The organism is Salsuginibacillus halophilus (assembly GCF_003014715.1).
GTDB classification, from domain to species: Bacteria; Bacillota; Bacilli; order Bacillales; family Marinococcaceae; genus Salsuginibacillus; species Salsuginibacillus halophilus.
In genome coordinates this window covers 75,100-86,166 of sequence record NZ_PYAV01000013.1, presented here as the reverse complement: position 1 = coordinate 86,166, position 11,067 = coordinate 75,100, and the positions used below count along the sequence as shown (strand labels likewise).

Annotated in this window: 11 protein-coding genes and 1 other RNA gene; 2 read left to right on the top strand and 10 right to left on the bottom strand. The window is 45.7% G+C overall.

Annotated features, from left to right (window positions below; translation table 11 throughout):
• Positions 1–260: 260 nt before the first annotated feature.
• Positions 261–632, bottom strand: coding sequence for a rhodanese-like domain-containing protein (locus tag B0H94_RS12420; protein WP_106589594.1), 372 nt, complete (start codon positions 630–632; stop codon positions 261–263).
• Between the two features lie 104 nt (positions 633–736).
• Between B0H94_RS12420 and B0H94_RS12415 the strand changes: the two genes are divergently transcribed.
• Positions 737–1,333, top strand: coding sequence for a class I SAM-dependent methyltransferase (locus B0H94_RS12415; protein ID WP_181315400.1), 597 nt, complete (start codon positions 737–739; stop codon positions 1,331–1,333).
• A 24-nt stretch (positions 1,334–1,357) separates the two neighbouring features.
• Positions 1,358–2,128, top strand: coding sequence for an SDR family NAD(P)-dependent oxidoreductase (locus tag B0H94_RS12410; RefSeq protein ID WP_106589592.1), 771 nt, complete (start codon positions 1,358–1,360; stop codon positions 2,126–2,128).
• Between the two features lie 45 nt (positions 2,129–2,173).
• Here the strand turns inward: B0H94_RS12410 and ssrA are convergent.
• From ssrA to B0H94_RS12365, 9 genes are all read right to left on the bottom strand, one after another.
• Positions 2,174–2,534, bottom strand: a transfer-messenger RNA (tmRNA) gene (ssrA, locus tag B0H94_RS12405).
• 89 nt (positions 2,535–2,623) lie between these two features.
• Positions 2,624–3,109 carry an SsrA-binding protein SmpB gene (smpB, locus tag B0H94_RS12400; RefSeq protein ID WP_106589591.1) on the bottom strand — a complete coding sequence of 162 codons (486 nt, stop codon included), beginning with the start codon at positions 3,107–3,109 and terminating at the stop codon, positions 2,624–2,626.
• A 134-nt stretch (positions 3,110–3,243) separates the two neighbouring features.
• On the bottom strand, positions 3,244–5,475 hold the full coding sequence (rnr, locus tag B0H94_RS12395; RefSeq protein ID WP_106589590.1) for a ribonuclease R: 2,232 nt from the start codon (positions 5,473–5,475) through the stop codon (positions 3,244–3,246).
• A gap of 23 nt (positions 5,476–5,498) precedes the next feature.
• Positions 5,499–6,254 carry an alpha/beta hydrolase gene (locus B0H94_RS12390; protein WP_106589589.1) on the bottom strand — a complete coding sequence of 252 codons (756 nt, stop codon included), beginning with the start codon at positions 6,252–6,254 and terminating at the stop codon, positions 5,499–5,501.
• Positions 6,255–6,365: 111 nt separating this feature from the next.
• Positions 6,366–6,596: a preprotein translocase subunit SecG gene (gene secG, locus B0H94_RS12385; RefSeq protein ID WP_245894010.1), complete on the bottom strand. Its 231-nt coding sequence runs from the start codon at positions 6,594–6,596 to the stop codon at positions 6,366–6,368.
• A 106-nt stretch (positions 6,597–6,702) separates the two neighbouring features.
• Positions 6,703–7,728 (bottom strand): AbrB family transcriptional regulator, encoded by a 1,026-nt coding sequence (locus B0H94_RS12380; RefSeq protein ID WP_181315399.1) that lies wholly within the window; start codon positions 7,726–7,728, stop codon positions 6,703–6,705.
• A 53-nt stretch (positions 7,729–7,781) separates the two neighbouring features.
• Entirely contained in the window at positions 7,782–9,269 is a 1,488-nt protein-coding gene (locus B0H94_RS12375) for a tripartite tricarboxylate transporter permease (RefSeq protein WP_106589586.1), read from the bottom strand.
• Positions 9,270–9,282: 13 nt separating this feature from the next.
• A complete protein-coding gene (locus B0H94_RS12370) occupies positions 9,283–9,771 on the bottom strand; it encodes a tripartite tricarboxylate transporter TctB family protein (protein ID WP_106589585.1) in 489 nt (162 codons plus the stop codon).
• Positions 9,772–9,855: 84 nt separating this feature from the next.
• Positions 9,856–10,962, bottom strand: coding sequence for a Bug family tripartite tricarboxylate transporter substrate binding protein (locus B0H94_RS12365; RefSeq protein ID WP_106589584.1), 1,107 nt, complete (start codon positions 10,960–10,962; stop codon positions 9,856–9,858).
• Positions 10,963–11,067: the final 105 nt, after the last annotated feature.

Sequence of the window (11,067 nt, the reverse complement as noted above, 5' to 3'; positions counted from 1 at the left end):
CTTAGCTTTGGCCATAAGGTTCACGCCCTTTATCATTGTTGTCTTTCATGTAACCATGTGCCAATGTGCCGTGTCCACTATTTATACTAACTTCATTAACCTTTCATTTTCAGAGCAGTCGAACCAAAACTGGCTAAGCGCGCTCCATTTTTGCTGAGGCGCGCTTCACTCTGGCTATGATCCGCTCCACTTCCACTCGACCACGTTCCATTTCTAATGAATCTGCTCCATCTTCGCCTACCTTGTTCCAACTATCTGCTTTATTCAGTCCACTCGCCTTCCCAGCTTCCAACACCATAAGCTAAATGAGTAACATCTTCAATTCCAGCATCAACAAACATTTCAGCTGCTTCAGCAGATCGGTTTCCAGACCGGCACACTAATAAGTACGAAGCATCCGAGTCCAAGGAATCGAGAGCATCAGGGAGGTCCTTCAGGGGAAGAAGCTCTGACTGCGGAATATGCCCGCTTTCATATTCTTCTGGTGTGCGCACATCAATTACAATGGTTTCTTCATCTTCAACAAGAGCCTGCCCTTTCTCACTTTCAACTTCATCGTAAGTGCTGTCTGTACCACAAGCTGTTATAATGAAAAGTAAAGCACTTACGAAAATCATTAGTTTCAACTTCATGAATCACACCTCTTTCTTTTCTCCGAATTGTTTTACTTTATACCTCACAGGGTATATTACTTATGTTTGCGTTTCACGTCAATCAACGAAAGGAGGACCTTACAATGAGCCACCTTTTCGCACGGTGTTATGACGCTTTCATGTTCCCACTTGAACGATCTACATTTCAAGCAAAGCGCCAGGAAACTGCCGGAAAAGCAACGGGTCACGTCCTCGAACTCGGTTCAGGCACTGGTGCAAACTTTCCATTTTACAAACATGCCGATAGTGTTACAGCTGTCGAGCCGGATCCAGCGATGCGCGAGCGCTCCACGAAAAAAGGGCAGCGCGCTGCTTCCCCGGTGATTTTGGCAGACGCCCGCGCAGAAGAACTCCCTTTTCACAACAACTCCTTCGACACTGTGATTGCTACACTCGTTTTTTGTTCCATCGATGACCCTCATCAAGCTTTTCAAGAAATTCAACGGGTCGCTAAACCTGGCGCACGTGTATACTTTTTCGAACATGTCCGCTCACATCACCCACTGATTGAAGGACTGCAAGACGCACTTACCCCAGCATGGAAGCGTGTGTTTGACGGCTGCCGCTTAAATCGTCCGACAGACCATTTACTTAAAGCCGCCGGGTTTCAAAACGTTCAAATTGACGAAGCTTTTGAGCACGTGTTTGTAACAATTGAAGGGCAAATACCTGAAAGCTGATTCATTAAAAGGAGAGGATATACGATGGCACGACTTGATGGAAAAACAGCTCTGATTACCGGTGGATCCGCCGGCATTGGCAAAGAGACCGCGAAGCTGTTTCTACAAGAAGGCGCCCGCGTTGCACTTGTTGATATTAATGAAGATGAATTGACTAAAACAGCTGAAGAGCTCGAGGATCCGGAGAATGTCATTACAATGCAGGGGGATGTCTCAAACGAAGAAGATGTTAAACGATATGTGAATCAAACCGTGGAAACGTTTGGGCAAATTGATATTTTGTTTAACAACGCTGGGATCGAAGGTAAAGTTGCTCCATTGACAGAACAACGTATTGAAGATTTTGAACAGGTCATGAGTGTAAACGTACGCGGTACTTTTTTAAACCTTCAGTACGTCCTTCCCATCATGCAGCAACAAAAAAGCGGAAGTGTTATTAATAACTCTTCTGTTGCCGGTTTTATCGGAAGCCCAGGGGTGGCGCCATACGTTACATCAAAACATGCCGTGATCGGCTTGACAAAAACTGCAGCACTTGAAACTGCTGAAGCGAATGTACGCGTAAATTCGATCCACCCTTCTCCAGTTGAAACACGTATGATGCGCTCCCTAGAATCAGGCGCGAACCCGGATGCAGCTGAAGATGCAAAAAAAGCATTTACTGCCGGTATCCCGCTTGGGCGCTACGGGGAATCTGAAGAGATCGCAAAGCTTGCTTTGTTTCTCGCTTCAGACGAAAGCCAATTCATCACTGGGGCACAGTACCGCATTGACGGCGGTATGGCTGCCACATAAACAAAAAACCGGCGCCCTTTTACAGGGCACCGGTTTTTTTATGTATGGTGGAGACGGCGGGAGTCGAACCCGCGTCCAAGAACATCGCCACTTAGGCCTCTACGAGCGTAGTCACTGTATTATCATTCGCCGTCACTTCAGCCCAGTGACCGGCTTCCGTGCGGCTAGTCTGATTAGTCTCTTCTGCCGGCCTCAGACGGTGGCCGGACAGCGTATCCCACTAGTTAGTGAGACCCTTCAAAGCCTTCACGTGGGAGATGAAGGGAAGGATCCGCAGGCTGCTTATGCAGCTACTGCGAGGTTGTCTTCGTTATTGCCAGTTATTATTGGCGTGGCCGTTTTACGAGTGGACCGCTCGGCTCGCAACCTAAGCTCGACCTATTCCTGTCGAATCCGTAACGTCCCCATGTAAGTGAAATAAGCGTTGAAGATGAAGGACTCACCTCCAACGCTGGATGATTCATTGTAACATATACAACATATAATGCAAGCCCATCAGCGCATTCCTTTCATGCGCTGGCCTACCGCCTTATCCATTTCACGCTTTGCTGTCTTCTGCTTCAGCGTTTCACGTTTATCGTACTTTTTCTTACCTTTCGCAAGTCCGATTAAAACTTTTGCAAAGCCGTTTTTAATGTAAACTTTTAAAGGAATAATTGAATACCCTTCCTGCTGGGACTTGCCGGCCAGCTTCTTGATTTCACCTTTATGCAGCAAAAGGCGCCGTGTCCGCAAAGGATCATGATTGAAGCGGTTCCCTTGTTCATATGGACTAATATGGGCATTGTGCAACATCACTTCGCCTTTTTCGATACGGGCAAATCCGTCCTTAATGTTCATACGTCCGGCGCGGATGGATTTAATTTCTGTGCCGCGCAGTTCAATCCCTGCTTCAAAGGTTTCTTCAATAAAAAAATCGTGGCGGGCTTTTCGATTTTGTGCAACAAGTTTACCTTCAGTTGTTTCCTTTTCTTTTGCCATCAGCCATGCACCCTTTTTCCAGTTCGTTCATTTATCTTAGCAGAACGGGAAAACCCCCGTCAATTAAAGGGGCGGTTGACGGGGGTTCAACTTATTTTTTCTTCTTTTTCTTGTCGCCTTTTTTCTTTTTCCCTTTATCGTCTTTTTTTTCCTTTTCCCTTGTCACCTTCACCTTTACCGTGCTTATTACCTTCGATGACTTTCGGGCTGGACTTGCGTTCGCGCTTTTTACGCTCAGGCATACCGACGACTTCAAAATCAACCGCCCGCTCTTCAACATTGACACTGATGACGCGAACATCTAGTTGATCGCCGATACGGAACATCGTGCCGCTTCGTTCGCCAATCAATGCATACTGCTTTTGATCATAATGATAATAATCATCCGTCAAGTAGCTGATATGCACAAGCCCTTCCACAGTATTTGGCAGTTCTACAAACAACCCAAAGTTCGTCGCACCGCTGACAAAACCGGTAAACTCTTCACCAATTTTATCGCGCATGAATTCAGTTTTCTTCATTTCATCAACTTCACGCTCAGCATCTACCGCGCGACGCTCACGCTCTGAAGCGTGTGTAGCAATTTCCGGCAACTGTGATTGCCAATGCTCCTTCGTACGCTCACTTGTGTCGTTTTGAATCAAGTACGTACGAATGAGACGATGAACAATTAAGTCTGGATAACGGCGGATCGGCGATGTGAAGTGTGTATAATAGTCTGTCGCCAAGCCGAAGTGACCGTTGTTTTGCGGGTCATATTTTGCCTGCTGCATTGAACGTAACATGACTGTACTAATTACAGCTTCTTCCGGCTCACCACGAACTTCCTCTAACAACTCCTGCAACGCTCGCGGATGAATTTGATCTCCCTTACCTTTCACCACGTAGCCAAAGTTCGTAACAAACTCAAGAAATTCCTGTAGCTTCTCGTCATCCGGATTATCGTGGATACGGTAAATGAAAGGAAGCTTCAACCAGTGAAAATGTTCAGCAACGGTTTCGTTTGCTGCGAGCATAAATTCTTCAATTAAACGCTCTGCAACCGAACGCGTGCGCAGGGAAACATCGGTCGGTTGACCTTCTTCATCAACATGCACTTCGGCTTCTTTAAAGTCAAAATCAATAGCACCGCGCTGGGCCCGCTTTTTACGTAAAATTGAAGCTAACTCTTCCATGCGCTCAAACATCGGCACAAGATTTTCGTATTGATTGCGCGTTTCTTCATCCCGATCTTCAAGAATTTTACGCACTTCATCATACGTCATCCGTGCCTCTGTCCGGATTACACTTTGGAAAATATCATGACTGACAACGTCCCCGGATGCATCCAATTCCATTGTGCAGGAGAGGGTTAAACGGTCCACCTGCGGATTCAAACTGCAGATCCCATTGGACAAACGGTGTGGAATCATCGGAATCACTCGGTCAACCAAGTAAACACTCGTTGCACGATCGTGTGCTTCTTTATCAATCGGTGACTGCTCGTCTACATAATACGTTACATCTGCAATATGCACACCCAATTTATAGTTGCCGTTATCAAGCTTTTCCACCTGCACCGCGTCATCCAAGTCTTTTGCATCTGCACCGTCGATCGTGACAATCTGTTCATCGCGCAAATCATGCCGGTTTTTAATTTCTTCAGGATTAATCTCATCCGGCGTGTTGTTTGCTTGTTCGACAACTTCTTCTGGAAAGTCACCAGGGAGGCCGTGCTTATGCGTAATTGCTAAAATATCCACACCCGGGTCATTTTTATGCCCGAGAACGCTAACGACGATACCTTCTGCGCTCGCACGCCCTTCAGGGTACTTTGAAATTTCTACAACAACTTTATGACCATCGACCGCGCCGTGTTCAGACCCTTTCGGAATGAAAATATCATTTGCAATATGTTTATCGTCCGACTGGACAAAACCATAATTTTCATAATCGATAAATGTACCGACTGTCTTCGTGTTGCCGCGTTCTAAAATACGGACAATAGAACCTTCAGGCTTGCTGCCGCTTGCAGGCTTTTGTGTACGTACGAGAACTGTATCTTTATTCATGGCGCCGTTTAGTTCATTTGGCGGAACATACACATCATCGTAACCTTCCTCGCTTGGCAGAATAAAAGCAAACCCTTTTTGGTGGCCCTGCACAACACCTTTCAACAAGTTCATTTTCTCTGGAAGTCCGTAACGATTGCTGCGCGTACGAACGAGATCACCGGATTCTTCAAGCGCATTTAAATCCTGTACAAGTTGTTTAAAGTCATCCGACTCTTCGATTTCAAACGCTTCCTCCAATTCCTTCGTCGAAAGCGGTTTTGCTGCTTCATGTTTCATATAAGATAAAAGTTGATTTCGATCTTCATATCCCATGTCTAATCTCTCCTTTCAAATCGCTATTCCCCCTTTTCCCAATCGAGCTGTTCTAAAAACTGATAGATCGTTTCATGCAGTTCATTTTTATCCGGCCCGTGGGTAATAACGTGCGGGGAGTTCTCAAACCATTTTAATTCTTTTTCCCGAATATCAAGTGCTTCATACAACACATTTGCACTATCTGGGTCAATCAGCTCATCCTTTCCGGCTTGAATGACTTGTACGGGGGCATCTACCATATCAAGGTTTTCATGTACTTCCTCGATCAATTCGTTTACTGAATCTAACGTATCCAACGGCAGCTGTTGAAAAGCTTCCATCTCTTCATTAACTTCTGATTCTGTCTTTCCTTCAAGCTGCTTATACTCCTTAGCGTAAGAAAGCACACCTTGATATAAACGCTCTTTATTATGATTTGTCTTCATTGGCGCACACATTGGTATAATGCCCTTAACCGGAAATGTATATCCGGCACGCAGCGACATTAACCCGCCTAAGGATAACCCGCAAACAGCGATTTCATCATATCCCTCATTAATTAAATGCTGGTAGGCCCGATCAACATTTTGCCACCACTCATCCGGGCCTGTTTTCATTAATTCTTCCGGCGGTACTGCATGGCCTTCATAAATCGGGGCATGCGTTGTGTAACCCTGCTTCTGCAAATAACGACCGAGCGCTCGCACATCTGTTGATGAACCAGTGAAGGCGTGCAGTAAAAGCACAGCGCGCGGTCCTGCTTCAAATGTAAAAGGTTTCGGGGGGATCATTTTCATTTTTACAACCTCCTGATATCCATCTTATCAATATAAAAAAGAGACTGCCCGTTTCATAACCGGACAGCCTTCGTTCATTTGCTCTACATGTACATACACCGTTTGACGCGATTATAAGAAATACGCAAGCGCTAACGTCACGACAAAGAAAATCACGGCAAGAACGACCGTTGCACGGCTTAAGAATGCTTCAATACCACGCGCTTTCTGCTTTCCCATCATTTGCTCAGCGCCGCCGGAAATGGCTCCGGACAACCCTGCGCTTCGACCGGACTGTAAAAGCACGACAGTAATAAGTGCTAAACAATTAATCACAAGTAACCAAGTCAAGGCAGTTTCCAACAGTTTACACCTCCACGCCTTTTTAACCCATAAATAATTTATCATAACTATGAGCTCAAAGCAATGACACGCACGCTTAACAAATCTTCACTTCCAAAGGATATAGTCACCCATCCGGAACATTTTTAATCCGCTTAATCAAAAACGGAAGGAGCAAAAACAACACGATCACTCGTATGATGTGTAAGCTGGTTACGAGCGACGGCTGCAAGCTGAGTGCAAACGCTGTAGCAGCCATTTCCGCAGCTCCTGCCGGCACCGTGCTTAACACACTCAACATATAAGAAAGATCCGTCAGCAGCCAAAATGTACCGCCAATGAACCAGCTTGCTCCAAAATACAAGCCAAGCACGCCGGCACTCGCTTTACCAATCCGTTTTAATTGACCCAGCGTCTGCCGCTCAAAGCGGACCCCTACCATAGCACCAATCAAAGCCTGCCCTAACCCACCAAGGTAAGCTGGTGCATCGGTAGGCTGCACGATAAATTCACCAAATATAAAGCCGAGTATAATCGCAAACAACAAACCGCCGGCCGGCAGCTTAATCACGCGCTGTAAAAACAAGGCAGCAGCTATGATGAACGGGAATAACCAAAAGTGCGTGAGCGTAAGCGCTGTTTCCGGCATCGACTGTGTCGTTTCTGACGCCGTGCTGAACAAACCAACCAAAAGCGGAATCGTTAACACAAACAGCGTTATTCGTGTTGTATGAAATGCTGCTACAATGCGCTGATCCGCCCCGTATTCCCCGCTGACACTAATGACTTCAGAAGCGCCGCCGGGTACACAGCAGAAAAAAGCGGTACGACGGTCCAGCTCTGTCCAGCGGTATAACAGAACCCCAAGGCCGAGCCCCATCGCAATTGTCATCGCGATTACAAGCAAAAGGGGCGCAAAATACGCCCCAATAACAGCAAATAACTCCTGCTCCATTAACAAGCCAATGTTTGTTCCAACAAAAGCTAAGGCTGTTTTAAACGGCCAGCCTTCAAAAATGAGCCGTTCACGAGTCAAACCCCAGATGATACCGGTCATAATTGCACCGAGCAGCCACCCTGCCGGCATCCCAAACAGATTCAACAAACCACCGGCGGATATAGCAAGTGCTAAAAATATGAACTTTTGTCCCATCGCGATCATCCTTTAAACATCACTTCAGCGGCAAAAATGAGCTTACGTTTTTGTTACGACCTTTTGATCATGCGCAGCATCCGTGGAACGAGCGGGCCAATTAACGAAAGTACAGCTAATATCAATAATACAAGCGAGATGTTTGAATCTGTAAACACTGTCCAGTCGCCTCCGGAAATCTGTAAAGCCTGCCGCATGTTTTCTTCCATTATTGCCCCGAGAATCATTGCTAAAATGAGCGGTGCTGCCGGAAAACCGTAACGGCGCATTAAAAATCCGATTAAGCCAAAGAACAACACTAAGAATAGATCAAACGTGTTGAAGCTAATCCCGTACACACCAATCATACAGAACACAATAATTAACGGTAACAGTAACGCTCTTGGAAGATTTAAAATTTTAGCGATAAACGGGATTAACGGTAAATTCAAAATCAAGAGCACAATATTACCGATATACATGCTTGCAATGACACCCCAGAAAACATCAGGCCGGTCTTCTAGCATAAGCGGTCCCGGGGTGATTCCCATAACAAGCAGTGCGCCTAACAATACCGCTGTTGTACCGGAGCCTGGTACACCTAACGTTAAGAGCGGAACAAACGAACCACCACTTGCAGCGTTATTTGCGGCTTCAGGCGCAGCAACACCTTTGACGTTTCCTTTGCCGAATGTGTCTCCATCTTTTGCAATCCGCTTCTCCATCGAATAACCTAAAAACGAACCAATTGTAGCTCCGGCACCAGGCAGCACACCTGTGAAAAAACCTAGAATAGAGCTGCGACCGATCGGAGGGCCAATGTCGCGCACTTCCTGTTTAGACAACTTAAGCGAACCGAGGGAATTCTGCTGCATACTTCCAGCTTTTTTCATAAGAAGTACAAACACTTCACCTAAAGCAAAAATTCCGAGCGCTACGACGAGAAAATCAATCCCGTCGAGTAAATTAACATTACCAAACGTAAAGCGTGCTGTCCCCGTTTGTAAATCCATCCCTACGAGGGAGACCATGACACCAAATACCGCTGCAATTAAACCTTTCACTAATGATTTATCAGATAAACTAACGACTGCCGTTAACCCGAAAACCATTAATGCAAAGTATTCGGAGGGACCAAATGCGACCGCTACATTCGACAATAACGGTGCAACGAGCATGAGGCCGATAATACTAACCGTACCACCTATAAATGATGCATAAGCAGCTAAAGCTAACGCCTTTCCAGCTTTCCCCTGCTTAGCCAGCGGATACCCATCAAACGAGGTAGCAACTGTACCAGCAATTCCTGGCGCATTTAACAAGATGGAGGATGTTGACCCACCAAAAACCGCACCGTAATATACACCTGCCATCAAAATTAAACCTACCGTTGGATCCATACCATAAGTGACCGGGATCATGAGCGCCAGAGCGCTAATCGGCCCAAGCCCTGGAAGCATCCCGATGACTGTACCGGCTACAACACCGATAAACACAAACATTAATGCTTCCGGCTGTAAGGCTACACTAAAGCCATACATTAAGCTTTCCCATGCATTCATTGACGCTCACCTCCTAAAATCCCAGGATTCCCGGCGGTAAATAAACCCCGAGACCCCGCGTAAGAATCATATAAAAACCAAAGCCGATCACAACAGAAACAATGCCATTCACAACAAAACGCTTGTAACCATAAAACCAAGTTAAACCAAAGATGAATAGAACGGTTGTCAGCACAAATCCAACAATTTCGAGAAGAAGAATATAAGCAATGACAGAAAGAATCGTAACGGCAATTTCTCCGCCACCCGTACGATACCAAGGCAGCTTCTCCTCTTCCTCTTCGACCTCTTCTTTTTCCGAAGTTTCATCATCTTTTTCAAAGAACAATAAAATACCTAGTAGCAGCATAAAAAAACCTAAAACTTTCGGAAAAAGATCCGAATCTACCGGCCGCGGCAACGCATATTCGGGAATTTGAAACGCCAAGATTAAGTAAAAAATTGAGAAAGCAATAACAATCAAAGACGCAATTTGATTCGTTGTAAACTTGTTTATCGACAATGCACGCCTCTCCTTTCCTTAACGGTTTCTTATGTAAAGAAAGGAAAGAAGAAAGGCGCACTCCCTTCTTCTTTCACCTTCGCTTTACTCTTCTTCTTGAATGCCTACCTCAGTCAGTACATTCTCAAATAAATCGTATTGATCATCCAGGAATTCACCAAACTCCTCACTATCTTGATAGTTATTCAACCATCCTTGATTATCTTGAACATCTTCCCAAGCTTCAGTTTCAAGCATTTCAGCATACATATCTTCATAATAAGCTACTGCAGATTCCGGCATGTTCGGCGGACCCATAATACCTCTCCAAATATCGAAGGTGTAATCAACATCTTGTTCAATGTATGTTTCAGCACCTAGTTCTTCCATCTCTTCCATTGGTTCATCCGCTGAATACGCGATTGGACGAAGCTCACCGGATTCCATCTGCCCCATAGCTTCTCCAACACCTGTAGAAACAACATCGACGTGCCCACCAAGCAGTTGCGTCATTGCTTCACCGCCGCCGGAGAATGGAATGTAGTTCACATCCGCAGCGTCGAGACCATATTCATCAGCCGCACCAGCAATGGAGATATGGTCCATACTTCCAGCTGCTGATCCTCCGGCGATACTAACGCTGCCTGGATCATCTTCAATCGCTTCAAACACATCGTTAATCGATTCGAACTCAGAATCCGGTTCGACTAAGACAACTGAATAGTCGGTAATTAAATTAGCTACCGGAGTGAAATCGGTATGGTCATACTCAGATGTTTCTGTCAATGGCACAAGAATGATCGGCGGGCTTGCAGCAAATAGTGGCTGCGGCTCACCATCATGACCGGCAACTTCAGCCCAGCCAACAGCTCCCCCGCTTCCTGGAATGTTTTGCGGCGCAAAGTTTACTGGTGCCAAATCTTCACTTTCAATCACATCTGCCGTTTGACGGATCAGTGTATCCCAGCCGCCACCAGCATCCGCCGGGGCAATGTATTCAACATCCTGCTCTGGCTCCCAATCCTCATCAAACTCTTCTTCTGTATCGTCATCATCGTCTTCTGTATCATCTGGTTCTTCTTCAGCTTCACCAGAAGCCTGATCATCGTCTGTATCCGGCTCTTCTGGTGCCTCACCACATCCAGCTAGCACACCAACAGCAACCGCTGGTACCACAAATGATACGCCTGCACGTTTCCAAAACCTTTTCATTTTGAACACCTCTTCTTTCGTTATTAACTAACCTCACTTTAAATGAAAGCGTATCCAAAACGAAATATTGTGAAAATAAACAGTATTTTGTTCATTTTGTGCACA